The sequence below is a fragment of the Serratia sp. JSRIV001 genome, from assembly GCF_019968745.1.
Taxonomy (GTDB): domain Bacteria; phylum Pseudomonadota; class Gammaproteobacteria; order Enterobacterales; family Enterobacteriaceae; genus Chania; species Chania fonticola_B.
Window position 1 is genome coordinate 991565 of sequence record NZ_CP074147.1, and the last position, 19292, is coordinate 1010856.

Here is a 19292-nt window from a genome sequence, read left to right on the forward strand (position 1 = left end):
TCTTATGGCGTGATCGTGCCAATGTGGCTAGCATTGGCACCACGGTTTTTTAGCTCCCTGGTGGGTGATCTTCTGGTTTTCAGGGATCGGCCGGGGAAACCTTGTGCTGTAGAACGATAAAGCTCGGCTACGATGTATAAGGTATTTTTTGATATTGCTGTCATGGGGGAAGCATGAGCACGGGAAGCCCAATGAGTTCTTTACGCCGAGTTGCGGTGTGTACGATGTTAAGTGTGTGGTTAGTTGGCTGTTCGGATAAAAATTCTACCTCGGCACCTATCAGCAGTGTCGGTGGTGGTGGAGCCGCCGCATCGGCTAACTCTGGTGGCGGCAACGCATCACAGGGGCGTATTGTTTACAACCGTAGCTATAACTCGATCCCTAAAGGGAGCTATAACGGTGGTAGCACCTATACCGTTAAACGTGGCGACACGCTGTTCTATATTGCCTGGATCACCGGCAACGATTTCCGCGATCTGGCCCAACGCAACAATATTCCACAGCCATACAGCCTGGAAGTCGGCCAAACCCTGCAGCTGGGGAGCGGTTCTGCCAACGGCGGCGGTGGGATGTTAGCTGGCGGTAATGGTACGGTGTCAAAACCGCCTTCTTCCACTCAGATACAAACTGCAACGGTTGATTCTCAATCAACGAACGCGTATTCTGATAACTCGAGTAAACAGAATGTAGGTAAAATGTTACCTGCATCAGGAGCCGTAGTGGCAGGCTCAGCCGCAGCTCCTGTTACCGCACCAGCCGCTACGCCATCGGCGAGCAGCACCGCCAGCAACAGTGCCCCAGTAAGTACCTGGAAATGGCCAACTGACGGTAAGATCATCGATAACTTCTCCTCATCGGAAGGTGGGAACAAAGGCATCGATATCTCTGGTTCCCGTGGGCAGCCGATTGTCGCTACCGCCGATGGCCGTGTAGTGTACGCAGGCAACGCTTTACGGGGTTACGGTAATCTAATCATCATCAAACACAACGATGATTACTTGAGTGCCTACGCCCATAACGACACCATGCTGGTCCGGGAACAACAAGAAGTGAAGGCGGGGCAGAAAATAGCAACGATGGGAAGCACCGGAACCAGTTCAGTACGTTTGCATTTCGAGATTCGTTACAAGGGGAAATCCGTAAACCCGCTGCGTTATCTTCCGCAGCGATAGATTGGGCAGAATGCGCTGTATTCTGCTCGCGGTATCACGGGTAGGAGCCGCTTTATGAGCCAAAATACGCTGAAAGTTAACGAGTTACATGACGATGCAGATTTCGATGAGAACGCCATGGAGGCTGAGTCATTCGATGAAAAAGCGCAGGTAGAAGAAGAGACCAGCGAGAATGACTTGGCAGAAGACGAACTGTTGTCTCAAGGTGTTACCCAACGCGTATTGGATGCCACGCAGCTCTATCTGGGCGAAATCGGTTACTCCCCTCTGCTGACTGCAGAGGAAGAAGTTTATTTTGCGCGGCGTGCACTGCGCGGAGACGTGCCGTCCCGCCGCCGCATGATAGAAAGTAACCTGAGGCTGGTAGTGAAAATTGCCCGTCGTTATAGCAATCGCGGCCTGGCGCTGCTGGATTTGATCGAAGAGGGTAACCTTGGTCTGATCCGTGCGGTGGAAAAGTTTGACCCAGAGCGCGGTTTCCGTTTTTCCACCTATGCGACCTGGTGGATCCGCCAGACGATTGAACGGGCGATCATGAATCAAACCCGGACTATCCGTTTGCCGATCCATATCGTCAAAGAACTGAATGTTTACTTGCGCACCGCGCGCGAGCTTTCTCACAAACTGGACCATGAACCCAGCGCTGAAGAGATTGCGGAGCAACTCGACAAACCGGTTGATGATGTCAGCCGTATGCTGCGCCTGAACGAACGTATCACGTCTGTCGATACGCCGTTGGGTGGGGATTCAGAGAAAGCCCTGTTGGACATTCTGACCGACGAGAAAGACAACGGGCCTGAAGACACCACGCAAGACGATGATATGAAACAGAGCATCGTCAAATGGCTGTTCGAATTGAACGCCAAACAGCGTGAAGTGTTGGCTCGCCGTTTCGGCCTGTTAGGCTATGAAGCGGCTACGCTGGAAGATGTTGGCCGTGAGATTGGCCTGACACGTGAGCGTGTTCGTCAGATCCAGGTTGAAGGCTTACGCCGCCTGCGTGAAATTCTGCAGATGCAGGGCCTGAGTATTGAGGCACTGTTCCGCGAATAAACGCGTTATAGACATAAACTAAAAACGGTGAGCGTTAATGACGCTCACCGTTTTTTTTGCCTGCGATTTACTGTGATTGACGGCGATTTACCCTTGTCTAGGGCAGAACGTCGTCGATATCTGACTTACACCAGGCTTTTCAGCCGGTAGATCCACTCCAACGCCTGGCGTGGCGAAAGAGAATCCGGGTCCAGCGTTTCCAACGCTTCAACTGCCGGTGACACCTCTTCGTTCAACAGCGTCAACTGAGTCGCATCTACCGTACCCGCCGCCGTCTGACTGGAGAGGCTCTCCAACTCACGCAGCTTCTGGCGTGCACGCTTGATCACATCGCGCGGCACACCAGCCAACGCCGCCACCGCCAAGCCGTAGCTCTTACTGGCCGCGCCATCTTGTACGCTATGCATAAAGGCAATGGTGTCGCCGTGTTCCAACGCATCCAGATGCACGTTAACCACGCCCTCCATTTTCTCCGGCAAGGTGGTCAGCTCAAAGTAATGGGTGGCAAACAGCGTCATGGCCTTGATGCGGCTGGCCAGGTTTTCTGCACAAGCCCAGGCCAGAGAAAGCCCGTCGTAGGTGGAGGTGCCACGGCCAATCTCATCCATCAACACCAGGCTGTTTTCCGTGGCGTTATGTAGGATATTGGCAGTCTCGGTCATTTCCACCATAAAGGTAGAGCGGCCAGAGGCCAGATCGTCTGCCGCGCCCACGCGGGTAAAGATACGATCCACCGGCCCGATGGTGGCTTTTGCCGCCGGTACGTAGCTGCCGATGTGCGCCAGCAACACAATCAGTGCCGTTTGCCGCATATAGGTACTTTTACCGCCCATATTCGGGCCGGTAATGATCAGCATACGGCGCTGTGGTGATAGGGAAACCGGGTTGGCAATAAAGGGTTCTTTCAATACCTGTTCCACCACCGGGTGACGGCCATCGCTGATGCGAATGCCGGGTTGCTCACTGATGGTTGGGCAGGCGTAGTTCAGCGTTTCGGCACGTTCTGCCAGGTTGGCTAACACATCCAGCTCGGCCAGGGCTCCGGCGCTCTGTTGCAGTTGCTCCAGGTGCGGCAACAGCAGATCGAACAGCTCGTCATACAGCCCTTTTTCGATCGCCAAGGCTTTCCCTTTTGAGGTCAGTACCTTGTCTTCATACTCTTTCAGCTCGGGAATGATGTAGCGTTCCGCATTCTTCAGCGTTTGGCGGCGCACATAGTGGATCGGCACCAGATGGCTCTGCCCACGGCTGACCTGAATGTAGTAACCATGCACGCCGTTGAAACCGACCTTCAGCGTATCCAGGCCCAGCTTCTCGCGCTCACGGATCTCCAGGCGATCCAGATAGTCGGTAGCACCGTCGGCCAGCGCCCGCCATTCATCCAGCTCTTCGTTATAACCCGGGGCAATCACGCCACCATCACGGACCAGCACCGGTGGGGATTCCACAATGGCGCGCTCCAGCAGTGCCTGTAATTCGTCAAACTGGCCGACCTGTGACAACAGCTTTTGCATCTGTGGTGCATCAGCGTTTTCCAGCAGGGCGCGGATATCCGGCAACTGTTGGAAGGCGTGGCGCATGCGGGCCAGATCTCGTGGGCGAGCCGTGCGCAGTGCCAAACGGGCAAGAATACGTTCCAGATCGCCCACCTGGCGCAGTGGCTGCTGCAACTCGCTGCTCAATGGCTGCAATGCGGCGATAGCTTGCTGACGGTTGTTCAGCACCTGGACGTCGCGAGTTGGCATATGCAACCAGCGCTTGAGCATACGGCTACCCATGGGGGTAACGGTACGATCGAGGATGGCGGCCAAGGTATTTTCACTGCCGCCGGACAGGCTTTGGGTGATCTCCAGGTTACGGCGAGTGGCCGCATCCATGATGATGCCGTCCTGCTGGCGCTCCATGGTGAGGCCACGGATATGCGGCAGCGAGGTACGCTGGGTATCTTTGACATATTGCAGCAGGCAGCCCGCCGCGCGCAGCGCCTGATGGGCCTGCTCGACGCCAAAGCCGGTCAGATCGCGGGTGCCGAACTGCAGGTTCAACTGCTGGCGTGCGGTGTCCAGCTCAAATTCCCACAGTGGGCGGCGGCGCAGGCCGTGGCGCTGTTCGATCAGCGCCATTTGCTCGAAGTTTTCCGGGTACAGCAGTTCTGCCGGGTGGGTTCGTTGCAGCTCGGCCGCCATGGTTTCAAGATCTTCTGGCTGGGCGACGCGGAAGCGGCCGGAGCTGAGATCCAAGGTGGCATAGCCAAAGCCGCGGCCATCCTGCCAGATGGCGGCCAGCAGATTGTCCTGGCGCTCTTGCAGCAGGGCTTCATCGGTGATGGTGCCAGGGGTAACGATGCGCACCACTTTACGCTCGACCGGGCCTTTGCTGGTGGCCGGATCGCCAATCTGCTCACAGATCGCGGCCGATTCCCCAAGCTGTACCAGCTTGGCAAGATAGTTCTCCACTGCATGGTGAGGTACGCCCGCCATTGGGATCGGCTCCCCAGCCGAGGCTCCGCGTTTGGTCAGCGAGATATCCAGCAACTGAGAGGCGCGTTTGGCATCGTCATAGAACAGCTCGTAGAAATCCCCCATCCGGTAGAACAGCAAGATCTCGGGATGCTGCGCCTTAAGGCGCAGGTATTGCTGCATCATTGGGGTGTGCGAATCGAGTTTTTCGGTGCTAGTCATAACGTTACCGTTTCCAATCCATTGAATTTAAATTTGATTGTGATATTCATTGGCATCATTGGGTATCACGTCGCCTCATTAAAAAAACCGCCAAAACGTTCAGGATGAGCAACAGCCAGCGCTGCTCAAATAAATCAATCGGTTGGTCAAGGGAACGAGCATATATGACCAGCAAACAGGCTGGCAAACCTTTGTCACTTAAAGCCTGCACAATGACCAAATCAACAGAAAAAAGCCAGACGGAACCCAGTAAGATCTGAAGGTTGCATGCCGTAGACCGCGGGATTGATTTTCAGCCGTTATACTAGCCCAGCGGGCAATAGGCTGTCACAGCCAAAAATTGGAAGCGCTACGCAAACTACGTTTGCAATGGCTCGTATGAGGTTGCAAGAACTAAAACAAATTGGCAATGAAGGGCGCTGCCCTGATACAGAGTTGAAAGAAGAAAAGCAGGGTCGCTTGGAGTTTCGAACAAGATAAGTGCTAATGGCAGCAGTTCTCTACGATCCTTGATATACTGTAACCAATGGATGAGTTAATCAGGAGTCGCTATGAGCACTAACAAAAAAGAGCAGGTGACATACGCTAAGCCGTCTCGCACGGACATTGTGCGTTCTGTGGCGACGTCAACGGCAATTGAAACAGGCCAGCCCTCAGCCAAGGTTGAAGCTTCGCTGGCAGTTGCGCGCAAAAAGTTTGCGCATCTTCGCCTTGCCTAATCCCTTCTTAAAGCCTCACTGACCCAGTGTTTCATCGGCTCGTAGTCTAATGACATACCCGCGTGAATAGCCGAGATATACTGGGTTTTGTTCTGTTCCCAGCTTTGATAATCCAGAGGCTTATAGTCCCCCTGAACCGCCATCACATCGGCTAATAGTCGCGACAAACGCCCATTTCCTTCTCTGAAGGGATGGATGAGGATTAGTTCCAAGTGGGTTATTGCGATAGCTTCAATCAGCTTTTGTTCGCTCATGCCTGTACAGGGTGTGTAACGAGCGAGGTATTTCATATCGAACTCGTTCAGCAGTTTGGGCAGTTGTGCGCAGGGAGCAAACATAAAGCCGCCTTTGCTGATATTGACGGTCCTTTCCTGTCCCGCCCACTCATAGATGTTGCCTAACCAGCGATGGTGCCAGTTTTTTAGCATCCCAACGGTGAGCTGTCCCAGCGGAAAGTGCTCTTCAAAAACAGACCGGTAGAGCTGCTCCAGTAGCACCAGCTCGGCATCATCGATCTCGTCAGGATCGGCAATCCCGAGTTTATTCGCTAAAACCTGTTCGTCAGAATCTTTCTCATACTGCCCTTCGCTGCCAGAAACGTGGTATCGGTTCATGAGTATGCTCGGGAGTGGTGACGGGTGGAGATGAAAGTATAGCGTTCAACCAGTTAAGTACAATACTCATAAAATCAGCCAGTTAATGGAGTGTCGGCGAAAGCAGGGTTTGTCCTTATTTTCTAAAATAATCGTTATTTATCAGTGCTAACCAATGACCAAATCAACAGAAAAAAGCCAGGCTGAACCCAGCAAGATCTGAAGGTTGCATGCCGTAGACAGCGGGATTGATTTTCAGCCGTTATACTAGCCCAGCGGGCAATCGGCTGTCACAGTCAAAAATTGGAAGCACTACGCAAACTAGCTATTTAATGGTGATTAAGATTGCCATAGCGCAAGTCAATCAGAAGTGAAGGGGGACAGACCTCAATTAAACGTCACCAGCATTTCGGCAGCGGCGCTAACGTTGCCAAGCGGCAGATCTTTGCCCCCCGAACACAAGCGCCAGGTCACCTGATGGGTGGTATTCAGGCTGGTTTCCGCCTTGGTGATACGGCCGATTTTTAGCTGGCTATTATCGAACGGTAGCCCGCTGGTGGCACTGCAGCTTCCACTGCCGGTCACGCCGTTATCAATCTCACCGGTGATATAACCGTCGCCTTCGCGCAGCGCCAAACGGCTCGGGACTGATTGATACAGGCCGGTTAACGGCCGGAACTGCAGGTTGATATTGGCATCGATAAAGTCGGAGGATTGTCCACAACTGGTGATGAGTGGATAGGATTGCACGGCCAGCTCGGCTCCGGCCTGCGGGTCCTTCATCACGTTGCCAAAGGCGATTGAAATGGGGGTATTGACCGCACACTCGAGCGTGGATATGCGCAGCTTGATAGCGGACGGGAGGATTGAAGCTCTTCTATCCCCAGCCGCTACCTCTGAGAAACTGGCAGCATACATCTCCGGTAAGGTTATTTCGGCAGCCTTCTGTTGACCATCGGCAACCAGCACCCAGGTACCCGATATTACGGCAGCACGAGTCGTGGAAGGGGAATAAAAATATTCCTGAGAAGTCATTGCTGGCGGCAGGCACCAGCTATAAGCCTCAGGTGAGGTTACTTGAGTTCCGTTGCTGCTTACCCCTTTGGTTTCTGGCAGCCCCAGCGTACCGGATAGCAAAACGAAGCTGCCCATAAAGGTGTAATAGCCTACCTGACCGCTGGCTCTGGGTATGAGCCCCACGCCCGGTGCTATCTCTAGGGCTGGATAACCCGCAATGACCTTCAGAAAACCAGTCCCTTGGCAACTGCCCTTACTTGAAGAAACAGCCAATAGCCCGTGTTTGACATTAAGGCGTGCATGCTCCATAGAGCCACTTAAGCTTGCCGTAAACGGCAGACCTTCCCACAAAATCCCCGTCCCTTTACCCATGATAATGGTTTTTGCCAGAACGGCTGGTGGGGTCAGGCTCAATAACAGCGCCAGCAGGCCGAGTGCGCAGCAGCGGTGGCAATATAGAGTAGGCTTTGGCGTACTGGCGCTGTTTTTCACTTTATTGTCCTAGCTATGCTAATTAAACGTCACCAGCATTTCGGCGGCGGCACTAACGTCACCGAGTGGCAGATCTTTGCCGCCGGAACACAAGCGCCAGGTCACCTGATTGCTGATACTCAGGCTGGTTTGCGCCTTGGTGATACGGCCGATTTTTAGCTGGCGATTATCGAACTTAAGTCCGCTGGTGGCGATACAGCTTCCGCTGCCGGTCACGCCGTTATCAATCTCACCGGTGATATAGCCCCCGCCCTCGCGCAGGGCCAAACGGCTCGGGGCTGATTGATACAGGCCGGTCAATGGCCGGAACTGCAGGTTGATATTGGCATCGATCAGGTCTGAACTTTGCCCACAGTTGGTGATCAGTGGGTAGGATTGCACGCCCAGTTCGGCCCCGGCCTGCAGGTTTTCCATCACGCCACCAAAGGTGATTGAAGTGGGAGTATTGACCGTACACTCAAGCGTGGATATGCGCAGCTGGATATTGCTCGGGAGGATAGAGGCCGATAGGTCCCCAATCGACACCGATGAGAAACTGCCGGCATACATCACCGGGACGGTTATTTCAGTAGTCTTCTGCTGACCATCGGCAACCAGTACCCAGGTGCCTGATATTGTGGCTTTTCGAATATAGTTAGGGTTATAGTAATTGTTTTGGTATTTCATTGATGGCGGCAGGCACCAGCTAAAAGTATTAGGTGCGATTACTTGACTCCCGTCGCTGTTCCCCCCTTTGGTTTCTGGTAGCCCCAGCGTACCGGATAGCGAATCTTCCTTGAGGGAAGAATACCGGGCAAAGGTTGCATTACCGAAGCCTCTGGGAATGAGCCCCACGCCTGGCGCTAGTTTGAGTGCTTGATAACCCGCGATGGACGACAATTCATCATTGGGTTGGCACATATTGGAGTGTGAAGAGATCGCCAATAGCGCATACTTAGGAGTAAGGTCTTGTCTCCCTATCGTGCCACTTAAGGTGACATTAAACGGCAGGCCTTCCCACAAAATGCCTGTACCTTTGCCAATAGTAATGGTTTCCGCCAGTGCGGCTGGTTGGCCCAGGTAGGCTAACAGCAGTATGCAGGAGGCTTGGTAGCGGCGGTTTAGCGTATGTCTTGGTATGCCGGCGGTATCTTTCACTGTCACTTGTCCTTGTGGATTGGTTTGTGCATGGTTATCGGCCTGTTTCACAACGTGCCGTCAGTTGGCGGATCGGGTTGCTTGCAGAGGGAGCGGCAATGCCGCTCAGGTTGAAACTGGCACGGCACTGCTGATGGTCAGCGTGCCCCCATTTCGCCGTCAGTGTGCCCTGTTCCGGTAGCCCGCTCAGATACACTTGGCCCGAATCTCCAACGATACCGGTATTGTTTTTTCCTGCCGGAGTATCCGCCACCGTAATCACCGTGCCGAATGGCAGGCTGGTATCCCCTCGTAGCAGCGTCACCAGCGCCTGGTAACCCACTCGGGTGTCAAATCTCGCCATGACGACGGCCCCTTTGGTTGGGGAGACGTTAAGGCTTGATTGCGCCATATCCACATCCTCCGGCAGGGTAGTGGGGTTCAGACTGATGCTGTTGTTCTGGTAGTTCGCCAGATACGGCACCAGCGCGTAACCGCGGCTGTCGGTGCGAATGTTGCCGTTGAGCACCTCAACGCCGCCAGCGCCTGGCGCGCTGACCACCGCCACCGAATTGCCGAGCATGGACCCTAGCGTCACGCCTTCCGGGTGCAGCAGCAGGCTGCCGTTGCCGCTGAGGTTGAGTGAGCGGAACTGGTTGCTGTAGCTGTAGCCCAGATTGGCCTGGCCTTTACTCCCCCGATAGCCCATATTCAAGTTGCTGTTATCACTACCATTATCGTTCGACCAGCCCTGCATCAGGTTGTAGGAGAGGCGATCGTCCATGGCGTTGCCACTGATGCCCGCCTGTTGTTGTATCTGGCCTTGATTGTTATGGGTTACCTGGTAGCTGGCATAGCTTTGGCTATTGGCAGCCGCACTGCCAAACAGGCGGAAGGGGACCTGCACCGACATCGATAGCTGGCGGTTCTCTGGCCAGCTGCCGTCGCCCTTGATGCGGTCAATCCCATAGGCAACGCCGTAGCTGACACCACGATAACTGCCGTTGTAACCAACGGAAACGGTGTTGTTCACTCGGCTGTTCCCCCAGTAATCGTTGCGTGAGGCCGATAGGTACAGGGCCCCCCAAGAATCCAACTGCTGGCTGATACGCAGTTGGAAATTGGAGCGTTGGCGTGTCAACGCCCAGGGCACCTGCCCTGCGTTGAGCTCAAAGCCCAGGTTGTTAAAGTCGGCGAAGGTGTAATAGTTGCGAGTGGAGTAGCGGTAGGCCGCGAGATCTACCGAGGTCCCGGTGCTGAGCAGGCTTTTGGCATAACGCAACCGATATGAAGCCCCTTGGTGGCGTTGGTTTTGCCCTGCTAACCGGGCATCCGAGGTGGTGACGTCTGCCGAGATGGCGCCGAAGTCACCCAACGACAGGCCAGAGCCTGCCACCAGGGAGTGATAATCGGTGGCAACCAGCGCACCTCCGTACAGAGTGACGTTATAGGGTAGGCCATACATTAAGGTGCCCAACCCGAAAGTCGCTTCTCGGGAGGCTTGGGTGATCCCTCCGTTATAGCGCCCGCTGGTGAGTTCATACTTCAGTGCGCCAGGGCGTTGCATCACCGGTAATGACGAGAAGGCCAGGGTTTGGCTGCGTACTGAACCGTCTGCCTCGGTGATGGTGACCGTCAGATCGCCACCTTGGCTGCTCTGGTACAGATCGTTGATACGAAACGGGCCAGGAGCGACATAAGTTTGATAGACAATGTTGCCGTTCTGGCTCACCGTTACCCGTGCGTTGCTTTGGGCAATGCCGGTGATCACCGGAGCAAAGCCGCGCAGGCTATTGGGCAGCATATCTTCGCTGGAATTCAGTTTGACGCCCCGGAAGGGAATGCTGTCGAACACGTCATTTCCGCTGCTGCTTTCACCCGCCAGGATCTCGGAGCGCCACGCACGGATATCGTGTTGTAAATAGGTATCGGAGAATTGGCTGCGCTGATAACGGCTTGAAGAACCTCCCACACGGCTTTCATTTTGGGTATAGGTCATGGTGCTGCGCAGGCGCCACCCTTGGTAGTTGATCCCGCCAAGCAGGTTGGCGAACAGATTGCTCTGCTCGCTTTTGCCCATGCCGGACTGTGCGCGTTGCCAGTTGCGGCTCCCGTTCAGGCTATAATTCAACAACAATGCGGGGACATCCTCGTCCCATTGTTCAGGGTCGACGTAGTCCCGGGCATGTTGCTGCATGGCGACCTGCGGAATACTGATGTCCAGACGCAATTGGGCCAAATCGAAGCGTAGCTGCGATTCAGGAATGAGCTTTCCCAGGCTGGCGATGGGAGCCTCAGGCGGCAAGCCGCTAAAGCTGGGAAGTGCCTGAGTATTGACGCCAAGCTGGTGGAGGAATGCCGGAGTCAGCTGCGGTAGCACCTGGCCCTGGGCATCTTTTTTGAATATCAGACTGTATTGCCCTTGTTCCGACTGATTCATCCACAGCGTCACCAGATAGCGCCCTTCAGGGGTCTGGCCGGAGGATTCAAACACGGTCAGATCGGATGTAGCCAACTGGTTGCCACCTAGCGCCAACAGGCCGGGATCGAAATAGTCTCGGCCCCAGGCAGGTACGGCACCGGCCAGCAGCAGGGCTCCGGCCAAAGAAGGTGAAAGACCTCGAGTGCCGGGCCTGTTTTTTATTGATGTTCTATCCATGATTTTAGCGCGTCCTTAAACATCCAATGGGGGCAAGTCCTGCTGACAAACGGGAGTATTCCAACCATCCTCATCAATAAGTTGCCACTCGACATGGCCGCTGGTCCCGGTAGGGGCGGGATAGCGTTGTTGTCCTTTCGGCGGCACCATCAAACGTAACGCGGGTTTATCCAGCGAGACGCGGTCCGATTTCAGCCGCGAAAAGGTGAGCCAATAGGGAGTGGGGTTATCGGCAATCAACTCTTTTCCCGCGCGGTGAAAACGCAGTTGGCAGGCCACGTCGGCCACGGCGCGTTTAGCCAATCCCTTAGGGCGGTAGAACAATTTCATATTGCTGACTACCGTCACCGCCATCTGGCCTACCGGCTGTGGTTGAACGTTTTGCACCTGCGCGGGGATCGCTTTCATGGAGATAAAAAATACCGACTCGCGATCTGTCGGCAAGGGTTCTCCATTGCGCCGGATACGCAGTGTCAGTTCACTCTTGGCCTCTAAGCGCGCCAGCGGTGGCGTGACAATAAACGGCATTTTCGCTTGCTCGCCCTCGCTCAAATCGACATCGCCGGTCTGGCTATCGACCGGGCGCACCCGGGACTGCATCAAATAGGCGGCTGCGCTTTTGTTGTCTACCGCCAAACTGACGCCTTGCTTGGCGCTTTCGGGATAAATCACCCGCAGAACATAAAATGAGATCCCCGTGGAGTCGGGCTCTGCCGCCTGGGGAGCGGTCAAAAACGGCAGGCTGCACAGCAGCAATATCGCTTGGCCAAGGTGTTTCATGCGGGTGGGTCCTTTGGTGATGGCAGGGCCTGCAGGCATGGTGCAGATAAGCCGCCGAAGTCGGTAATGGTTTGCCAAACGGCTTGCCTGGCCGACGGGTTGCCGGGGTACACCTGTGCGCTCATCGGGGCAATCATCGCTGGCTGGGTGTCCAGATCGATAAGCTGACCATCGAACTTCAGTGAAGCAAACGTGAGAAAATAGGGGGTCGGGTTGTCAATGCGCACCCCTGCTGCCGTAGGCGTCAATCGCAGTTGGCAACTGGCGTCCCTCGGGGCGATGTTGAGGCCCTCAGGGCGGTAAAACAGTTTGATGGCAAAGCGAAACCCCATCGATAAGTGCGCCTCTGCCAGTGTCGACTGTTTCTGTGCGGGGATCGCCAATACCGAAAGGTAAAACAGCGACTCCCGATCCGTGGGCAATGCCTGATCCTGTTTGAGGATGCGCAGTAATTGTTTGCGCTCAGGGCCGAGCTGCAACAGCGGCGGCGTGACGATAAATGGCGTTGGAGCCTGGTCGTCGAGTGCGCGTTGGATACGGCTTTGGATCAGAAATTTTTGTGTGCCGCTATTATTCACCGTGACGGTTTGTGCCCTGTCCGCTGCGGAAAACACCACCCGGGTCTGATTTAAGCTGATACCGCCGTCGGCTATTGCCATTGGTCCGGTAAAGAGCAACAGCAACAGTGCGATAGATGAATAGCAGGCAGATGACATGGCAACCTCAGCGGTAGGCGAATGTAAAGGTGATACGGGCGATAACCTTCCCCGGTTTCACCGTCGCGCAGCCGGTACTACCACCGCAGCTGATACCAGCAAAAAAGGGGAGGTCTTTACCGACCGGTATCTGCCCCATGGCCGCCAAGGGGAAAGTATCGGTAGGTTTGACCTCGGTACTGTTGTAATTGGGCATGTTGGCACTTTGTACCAACATCACCCCGCTCCCCCCGGCACTGGAGTCGCTGCTGCGAAACAGCCATTTGCCATCTTGGGTCACGCCCTCACCGCTGACCGTAATCATCGGCTGTAGGCCAGCAGTGGCGACACCGTCACAGTTGCCAGCCTTGAGGGTAAACGGCTGTGAGTTGATCAGGGCACCGCTACGCAAGCGCGCCTGCGACATCTCATCCAGCGGCAGTACGCTTTTATCCAGGCTTAGGGAACAGGTGCCTGGCATGATCGTTGCGGAAAAGTTCAGCGTCACGGCGGGGGCCGTGCTGCTGGTTAATCCGGTAACCATAGCGAGTGAGATGAGGGATACCTTCTTAAGGCAGAGCCTGTTTAAACGCATCAACGCCTCCCTGATCGTTAATGGTCTGCCAGTCAATGGCCCCACTTTTCGCCGTGGTGGGATAGATATGGGAACCGAATGGCGCAATCATCAGCGCGTCCGGCGTATCCAACTTGAGCCGTTGCCCGGCAAAGGTCAGGCTGGCCAGGCTGACAAAATAGGGGGAGGGGTTACTGACCCGCAGCCCGCTATTGACGCGGGTGAAGCGCAGGTTTTTCTGTGCTGAACCCGAATCTGCTGGTAGCTCTGTAGGGCGATAAAACAGCTTGATGATGTTGCCGACGCCAAATTGGGCGGTGGCACTCACGTTGGCGCTCTGTTGGCTGGCGGTCGGCTCGGTTGCGGCTGGGATCGCCATGGCCTGGAAATAGAATACCGACTCGCGATCTTTGGGCAAGGATGCGTCATTACCGGTAATGCGGACCTGACTCTCGCTCTTGGCTTCCAGCCGAAAAACCGGTGGTGTGACCGTAAATGGAGCGGCGTCACGACTATCTGGGGTCAGGCTTACCGCAGCCTGTACCAGATAAGGCAAGGCGGGCTGAGTGTTGCGCAGCGTAACGGCAATGCTGCCTGCTCCCTGCGGGTAGATAAGCCGGGTTGCATTAATACCAAATCCCTCCGCCACTACGGCGGACGAACTGCACAGCAGCGCCATCAGGACGGGAAAAAATAGCGTTATGCGCGTCATTTATTGCCCCTTGGTAGGAAAAAAAAGCAGGCAGCCGAAGCCGCCTGCCTAGAGGTAAATCAGTTATAGGAGAAAGCAAACAGGATCGGTGCCTTGACGGAGCCAATGTTGGTTTTGTCCGCGCTGGTGGAGGCCAGGCCCACCTGCAGGCTCAGCGTTTTGGCATTAAAATCGCCAGCGGCTGGCGTTGCGCCTGCGGTTGCGATCAGGAGTTTGTCACCTGCCTTGATATAGACGTTTGGCTTGCTAACTTCGCTCAGCATGATACCGGTGTTGGTGCCGGTGGAGTTGAAGACGTTTGAGTTGGCAGCCAGCGTTTGGCCGCTGACGACCAGGTTAGCGGTATCAGCAGCGGCAACAGGGGCCTCACAGTTGTTCAGACCCACGGTGAACTGTTTCTGGCTGGACGCGATCGGGGTCAGAACGCCGGTAAATTGCTTGGGTGAAAAGTTACCCAGATCCAGGCTGTTGGTAGACAGTGAAACGTCACAGGTGGCAGCAACCACGTTGGCCGTTACGGTTAATTGGGCGTTAGTTGCCGCTTGAGCGTTGCCCGCTACGGCCAGTAAAACCAATGCAGCCGGAGCCAGAGTGAAAATTGATTTACGCATGAGTGCTATTCCTTTAGATTGAGATGGCTTATTAAAAACGAGTTGATGCTTGCTAGACTTACAGTTATCTCTGCTCAGAAATAACTGGATGTCTATCTGTTAACGGGTTTTTTATTCATTTACTACGCTAGGTAGGCGATATTTACTTCCGAGGGGGGCTCCCTCTGTATTTCGCTTTTAATAATTTCAAAATACGTCATGGTTGTCAAAATGTAAGGGTGGTGCATGGTTTAAATTTAACACATTGATTTATAAGATTTATTATTTAATTTATGGATTTTTTATGTGAAAATATTAGTTTTTAATTTTGTTACTTTAGGTTTTCATAGGTTTTTATTCTTATATTAATGTTTACTTGGTTTTTATGTCTTTTTTTTTGGGTGTTTTTTATGGAGTAGGTGAGGGAAAGGCATTTGTAGGCTATAGATAATAAAAAATTATGGAAATTATCTAAATTAAGTGGGTGCAGACCAATTTAATTATGTTGCGGATTGATAGTCTAAAAATAATTATGTCGCTATTACGTTCATAGAATAAAAAAAGTGGTTTTGCGTTCACCTGAGGGGGGCAACTCTCGGCGATCCTAAGTCTGGATGAGCAGCTCGAGACTCTTGCGGAATCAGATCAAAGACAGGCCTACCAGATGAGAGGAGTCACGCAGTTCCATCCACCGGTACAACTCCTGGTTAGTCTTGACGCACAGTTTGCGCATGGCATTGCGCTTATGGCCATTGGCAGTCTTGTCCTTGATGCCCTGCGGTGCCACGCCCGCTCATTCCTATGGCCAGATACTTCAGCACTTCAGTTCCTTGAGCGTCAGTAATGAGGAACATCCGCTTTTCCCTACCGTGGAGCGCTCTACTTCCTGCAGGAATAAGGCTTTGTCGAGTAGGGCTTCAATTGCCTAAAAATCAAAGCGTAAAAATACGCATTGATTGGGTTAGACATTCTGATTGAAAATTAATTTGCTGGGTTGTATTGAATGTCATGCTTTATTGTATTGCCGTTCATAACGGATTTAAATGGGAGTTTTCTCTTTGTTTTTTCTTTTTGTCTTATAATTGGTTGCATGCTTGAATAAATTCATCCATAAGCGATTATAAAATATGGGGAATATTTCTCATGATATCTAATGGTTATTGTAAGCAATAAAATCGATTGACGATAATAATTTTATAAGAATATACTGATAAGGCTGGGTGTAAAGGAATGTCATAACTTTATCCAGGTGGTGAGAGAGTTTTTTACATAAATCAAAGAGCCAAAAATTAATTTTGGTTTGCTCTGCCTATGGTATTAGAACCTGGATATACATTAAAGACGATATTGGGTTGCCAGTCATTGGTGCACCTGAATGCTGCGCGTTCCAATATGGATGGATTATTTTTACCAGGAGGTAAGTATTCCAATGATTCTAATAGACTCGGATTATTCCTGTTCGCTAAGTAAAATAACCTTTAAATCGATCATCGATTCCTTAAGGTGTGATCTAACCCCTGCCTTGCGTTATGGTGAGGGTTCAATCGCTTTTGTTGATGGGGATTCGGCTAATATCTACAGCGTCGTCAAGTCGGTTTACGAGTTACGCAAGAACAGCGAAGTTGTTTATATGGTCACATTGCTGTCAAAAGATAAAGATTGCTCCTCAGTGATCAGGCATTTATCTGATTATGTAGTGGATAAAAAAATCACCTATGACGATCTGCAACGGCTGATCAGAACCATGGTTACGGCAAAACCCAAGGCGTTAGCAGATAATGTTTTTGGCGATATCTGGGGGGATATTTTGAAGTCTTCTCAGAAAGAGTACCTGGTGTTGAAGCTGTTGTTGGATGGCCACAGCCAATACCAAATAGCCAAAATGTTAAACTTATCGATAAAAACCATTAGCGGCTATAAGGTTAAGGCGATAAAAAGACATGGGGCAAGAAACTTCAACGAGCTCTACATGTTAAAGCTAAGCAATCATGCTTGATATCATCCAATAGACAGCATCCTTGGCATTGAGGTTAAGCAGTAGGTGACTTGTTGCTGAATGCCACTGCTGCCTTGATAGTGGTAAATTCTTTTTTTATGATCAATAAAATTAAAAAATAGAATTTAAACCTATAAATAACGTTATTTCAGTTATAAATAACTGCGTGGTAATTTTTCCTGTAACTTAAGGCCCAGATTGATGCAAGGCGCAGTTTGCCGGGTTTAGGCCTGGCAGGCCGCAATGTCAATCCTGAGTAGTCACGATAAGTTAAGTACCAGGTAGCGATCAGAAAAACCCTTAAGGGGTTAGCTCTCTGACGTCGATTCACTATGAACAAGATTATCTTGGATAGCCTTAGGCCTGGTACTTCACTAAATCCACATATTATTTTGCAGGAAGTTACCCATGTTTATATTTGACGCGAACTACCCTTGCCCTTTTAATAAGATCGCCTTCGATTCAATTGTCGAGTCCTTAAGCGCGGAATCAAACTCAAGCTTGCATCATAATGAAAGTTACGTTGCTTTTATTGATGGGGACTCAAACGATATATACAACACTATAAAACAGATTTATGGTCTGAAAAAGGAGAATAAAACGATTTATGTGGTCACTCTGCTTTCCAAAGGTAAAGAGTGTTCTGCAATGGTTAAGCATTTATCCGACTTTGTAGTCGATAAAAAAATTGCCTATGCCGATCTTAAAAATCTGGTCAGAGCAATGGATTCAGCGCACCCCAAGACGGTAGCGGATAATCTCTTTGGTGATATTTGGGGAGAGGTACTGAAGTCGTCGCAGAAAGAGAACCGTGTATTAAAGCTTTTAGTAGAGGGTTACTCGCAATCACAGATAGCCAAGATGCTGCATCTGTCGATAAAAACGGTCAGTGGCTATAAGGCCAAGGCGGTAAAACGGCATGGAGCAAGAAACTTCAATGAGCTGTATATGCTTAAGTTCGGTAATACGCATGTGCAATAAACCGTTAAACACCGGTGCGATGGCGTTGGATGTTATCCTTCAGCCATCGCATTCACCGAGTGGCAAGAGAGAGCGCTTTACAGTTTAGCTATAAATTGGCCTGTTATTGATTATGGATGCACATCATGACTGGCGAAAAGTCATTCCACAATAAATAGCCATCACCCACTTCGGTGATCCTCAATTGTCTGGCTTTCACCGAAAAATCAAAAATGGACTGGTTAAACAGCTCATTCGGCATAGTATCGCTGGCATTTTTATTGACATCCACCAGCTGCAAGGCGAGGTGGCCATTACCTTCATAGCGATAGTCAAAATTGACATTACGCAGAAGATTATACTTTAGTGCGCCAGCGCTATCCCTGACCGTTGCGGAAATATGCATCCTCCCATGGCTTACACCATCAATATGCAAACTCATGACGCCCCGAGTTTGCAAGTCGCTTTGTACCAGGAAAAAGGCGGCACAGCTCACTTTGGGGCCTTTCTCGGTAACGAAAAATTTATGCATCAGGAGGTTGAAAAGCAAAGCTACAGAGACCAAGGCGAGAGCAACCACCCCGATGAACTTGCCTGAGCGATTATTTAGCGAAAGCATAGACGGCCTTACAGTCAGAGAAATGAGACAGGATATGATCACTATTGGTACAACGGGTTATGAAGGCTCTGCCGGATTGTTGGTAGGCATAGTGTTCACCAGAGTGAAAAATAAACACCTCATTGTTGATGCATGGAACATGCGCAGCAGCCAGCTCTGCGGCGAGTTTTTCCTTGCGTGCAGCAACGTCAGGCGAGCTAGCGCTAAGCGTATAGAGAGGACAGGTTGCTATATTGCCAATTTTATACAACGTAGATTTTGGGAAACGGTAATCGAGGTGGCCAGTAGCGGCACGGAAAGGTTGTAGAACCAATAAGGTTGAGATGATCAAGCCGATGGCGAGTAACGCGGGTTTATACCCTCTGTGTAGCCTTGATTGCTTTATTGCAGGCTGAACTTTGGTGCTCGTGGTTTCAACGCTTTGCGGTGTTTCCTGTTGGTAAGATATCCATTCCCTGGAGATATAAAACCCGACTCGAGGAATGGTTTTAATAATCTCTTCCTCACAACCTAACTCACTCAATGACTTACGGATCAACGAAATATACTGATTGACCGAGTTACTCGACGGTTCCAGACCATATTTATTCCAGATATTATTGAGTAATTCTTCCCGGCTTACCATTTTATCGGCGTTTTCCAGCAGGTAGGTAAAGAGCCGGGCAGGAATGGTAGTGAAGGAGACCCGTCTATCGGGTTGCGCAATGTTCCACATCGCCCCGTCTGCGCTTCTGAACGCAATCATGTTAAAAATCGTAAAAACCATGTTCCCCCCTGCAGGTTAAGACCTGACACCACCTGATTAAACCAGCCTACTCTGCTGTTAGGCTACAGTACAGTGTCGCAGTCTCACAATTTTATATT

18 protein-coding genes are annotated in these 19292 nt (G+C 51.9%); 5 read left to right on the forward strand and 13 right to left on the reverse strand.

Annotated features, from left to right (window positions below):
• Window positions 1-191: 191 nt before the first annotated feature.
• Entirely contained in the window at window positions 192-1172 is a 981-nt protein-coding gene (gene nlpD / locus KGP17_RS04410; protein WP_172413947.1) for a murein hydrolase activator NlpD, read from the forward strand.
• Window positions 1173-1226: 54 nt separating this feature from the next.
• On the forward strand, window positions 1227-2225 hold the full coding sequence (gene rpoS / locus KGP17_RS04415) for an RNA polymerase sigma factor RpoS (RefSeq protein ID WP_024484093.1): 999 nt from the start codon (window positions 1227-1229) through the stop codon (window positions 2223-2225).
• A 125-nt stretch (window positions 2226-2350) separates the two neighbouring features.
• Here the strand turns inward: rpoS and mutS are convergent, their stop codons facing one another.
• Window positions 2351-4906, reverse strand: a complete 2556-nt coding sequence (mutS, locus tag KGP17_RS04420; protein ID WP_223498906.1) for a DNA mismatch repair protein MutS — start codon at window positions 4904-4906, stop codon at window positions 2351-2353.
• A gap of 551 nt (window positions 4907-5457) precedes the next feature.
• On the opposite strand from mutS, the gene KGP17_RS04425 reads away from it, so the two are divergent.
• Window positions 5458-5625, forward strand: a complete 168-nt coding sequence (locus KGP17_RS04425) for a hypothetical protein (RefSeq protein WP_172413946.1) — start codon at window positions 5458-5460, stop codon at window positions 5623-5625.
• On the opposite strand, the gene KGP17_RS04430 is transcribed toward KGP17_RS04425, so the two are convergent.
• From KGP17_RS04430 to KGP17_RS04475, 10 genes are all read right to left on the reverse strand, one after another.
• Entirely contained in the window at window positions 5622-6239 is a 618-nt protein-coding gene (locus KGP17_RS04430) for a Fic family protein (protein ID WP_094982104.1), read from the reverse strand. The genes KGP17_RS04425 and KGP17_RS04430 overlap by 4 nt on opposite strands.
• A gap of 366 nt (window positions 6240-6605) precedes the next feature.
• Entirely contained in the window at window positions 6606-7727 is a 1122-nt protein-coding gene (locus KGP17_RS04435; protein ID WP_223498907.1) for a hypothetical protein, read from the reverse strand.
• Between the two features lie 18 nt (window positions 7728-7745).
• The gene (locus KGP17_RS04440; RefSeq protein WP_223498908.1) at window positions 7746-8864 is read right to left on the reverse strand and encodes a hypothetical protein; all 1119 of its coding nucleotides are present in this window, start codon (window positions 8862-8864) and stop codon (window positions 7746-7748) included.
• 34 nt (window positions 8865-8898) lie between these two features.
• A complete protein-coding gene (locus tag KGP17_RS04445) occupies window positions 8899-11502 on the reverse strand; it encodes a fimbria/pilus outer membrane usher protein (RefSeq protein ID WP_223498909.1) in 2604 nt (867 codons plus the stop codon).
• A gap of 15 nt (window positions 11503-11517) precedes the next feature.
• Entirely contained in the window at window positions 11518-12282 is a 765-nt protein-coding gene (locus KGP17_RS04450; protein ID WP_094982102.1) for a molecular chaperone, read from the reverse strand.
• Window positions 12279-12998 carry a molecular chaperone gene (locus KGP17_RS04455; protein ID WP_223498910.1) on the reverse strand — a complete coding sequence of 240 codons (720 nt, stop codon included), beginning with the start codon at window positions 12996-12998 and terminating at the stop codon, window positions 12279-12281. The genes KGP17_RS04450 and KGP17_RS04455 overlap by 4 nt, the downstream gene beginning before the upstream one ends.
• 7 nt (window positions 12999-13005) lie before the next feature.
• Window positions 13006-13572, reverse strand: a complete 567-nt coding sequence (locus KGP17_RS04460; RefSeq protein ID WP_094982100.1) for a fimbrial protein — start codon at window positions 13570-13572, stop codon at window positions 13006-13008.
• Window positions 13547-14263, reverse strand: coding sequence for a molecular chaperone (locus KGP17_RS04465; RefSeq protein ID WP_094982099.1), 717 nt, complete (start codon window positions 14261-14263; stop codon window positions 13547-13549). The genes KGP17_RS04460 and KGP17_RS04465 overlap by 26 nt, the downstream gene beginning before the upstream one ends.
• 59 nt (window positions 14264-14322) lie before the next feature.
• Window positions 14323-14874, reverse strand: coding sequence for a fimbrial protein (locus tag KGP17_RS04470; protein ID WP_094982098.1), 552 nt, complete (start codon window positions 14872-14874; stop codon window positions 14323-14325).
• 619 nt (window positions 14875-15493) lie between these two features.
• Window positions 15494-15640, reverse strand: a complete 147-nt coding sequence (locus KGP17_RS04475) for a hypothetical protein (RefSeq protein WP_209523399.1) — start codon at window positions 15638-15640, stop codon at window positions 15494-15496.
• Window positions 15641-16282: 642 nt separating this feature from the next.
• On the opposite strand from KGP17_RS04475, the gene KGP17_RS04480 reads away from it, so the two are divergent.
• Both KGP17_RS04480 and KGP17_RS04485 read left to right on the forward strand, forming a co-directional pair.
• On the forward strand, window positions 16283-16849 hold the full coding sequence (locus KGP17_RS04480) for a LuxR C-terminal-related transcriptional regulator (protein ID WP_223498911.1): 567 nt from the start codon (window positions 16283-16285) through the stop codon (window positions 16847-16849).
• A 408-nt stretch (window positions 16850-17257) separates the two neighbouring features.
• Window positions 17258-17830 (forward strand): helix-turn-helix transcriptional regulator, encoded by a 573-nt coding sequence (locus KGP17_RS04485; RefSeq protein ID WP_223498912.1) that lies wholly within the window; start codon window positions 17258-17260, stop codon window positions 17828-17830.
• A 103-nt stretch (window positions 17831-17933) separates the two neighbouring features.
• Here KGP17_RS04485 and KGP17_RS04490 read toward each other — a convergent pair whose 3' ends face one another.
• Window positions 17934-18428, reverse strand: coding sequence for a hypothetical protein (locus tag KGP17_RS04490; protein WP_223498913.1), 495 nt, complete (start codon window positions 18426-18428; stop codon window positions 17934-17936).
• Window positions 18412-19194, reverse strand: coding sequence for a winged helix-turn-helix domain-containing protein (locus KGP17_RS04495; protein ID WP_223498914.1), 783 nt, complete (start codon window positions 19192-19194; stop codon window positions 18412-18414). The genes KGP17_RS04490 and KGP17_RS04495 overlap by 17 nt, the downstream gene beginning before the upstream one ends.
• Window positions 19195-19292 lie beyond the last annotated feature (98 nt).

Excerpts from the sequence above, each read along its gene's own strand:
- nlpD (WP_172413947.1), top strand. The coding sequence starts at position 192 with ATGAGTTCTTTACGCCGAGTTGCGGTGTGTACGATGTTAAGTGTGTGG.
- rpoS (WP_024484093.1), top strand. The coding sequence starts at position 1,227 with ATGAGCCAAAATACGCTGAAAGTTAACGAGTTACATGACGATGCAGAT.
- mutS (WP_223498906.1), bottom strand. The coding sequence starts at position 4,906 with ATGACTAGCACCGAAAAACTCGATTCGCACACCCCAATGATGCAGCAA.
- KGP17_RS04425 (WP_172413946.1), top strand. The coding sequence starts at position 5,458 with ATGAGCACTAACAAAAAAGAGCAGGTGACATACGCTAAGCCGTCTCGC.
- KGP17_RS04430 (WP_094982104.1), bottom strand. The coding sequence starts at position 6,239 with ATGAACCGATACCACGTTTCTGGCAGCGAAGGGCAGTATGAGAAAGAT.
- KGP17_RS04445 (WP_223498909.1), bottom strand. The coding sequence starts at position 11,502 with ATGGATAGAACATCAATAAAAAACAGGCCCGGCACTCGAGGTCTTTCA.
- KGP17_RS04450 (WP_094982102.1), bottom strand. The coding sequence starts at position 12,282 with ATGAAACACCTTGGCCAAGCGATATTGCTGCTGTGCAGCCTGCCGTTT.
- KGP17_RS04455 (WP_223498910.1), bottom strand. The coding sequence starts at position 12,998 with ATGTCATCTGCCTGCTATTCATCTATCGCACTGTTGCTGTTGCTCTTT.
- KGP17_RS04460 (WP_094982100.1), bottom strand. The coding sequence starts at position 13,572 with ATGCGTTTAAACAGGCTCTGCCTTAAGAAGGTATCCCTCATCTCACTC.
- KGP17_RS04465 (WP_094982099.1), bottom strand. The coding sequence starts at position 14,263 with ATGACGCGCATAACGCTATTTTTTCCCGTCCTGATGGCGCTGCTGTGC.
- KGP17_RS04470 (WP_094982098.1), bottom strand. The coding sequence starts at position 14,874 with ATGCGTAAATCAATTTTCACTCTGGCTCCGGCTGCATTGGTTTTACTG.
- KGP17_RS04480 (WP_223498911.1), top strand. The coding sequence starts at position 16,283 with ATGATTCTAATAGACTCGGATTATTCCTGTTCGCTAAGTAAAATAACC.
- KGP17_RS04485 (WP_223498912.1), top strand. The coding sequence starts at position 17,258 with ATGTTTATATTTGACGCGAACTACCCTTGCCCTTTTAATAAGATCGCC.
- KGP17_RS04490 (WP_223498913.1), bottom strand. The coding sequence starts at position 18,428 with ATGCTTTCGCTAAATAATCGCTCAGGCAAGTTCATCGGGGTGGTTGCT.
- KGP17_RS04495 (WP_223498914.1), bottom strand. The coding sequence starts at position 19,194 with ATGGTTTTTACGATTTTTAACATGATTGCGTTCAGAAGCGCAGACGGG.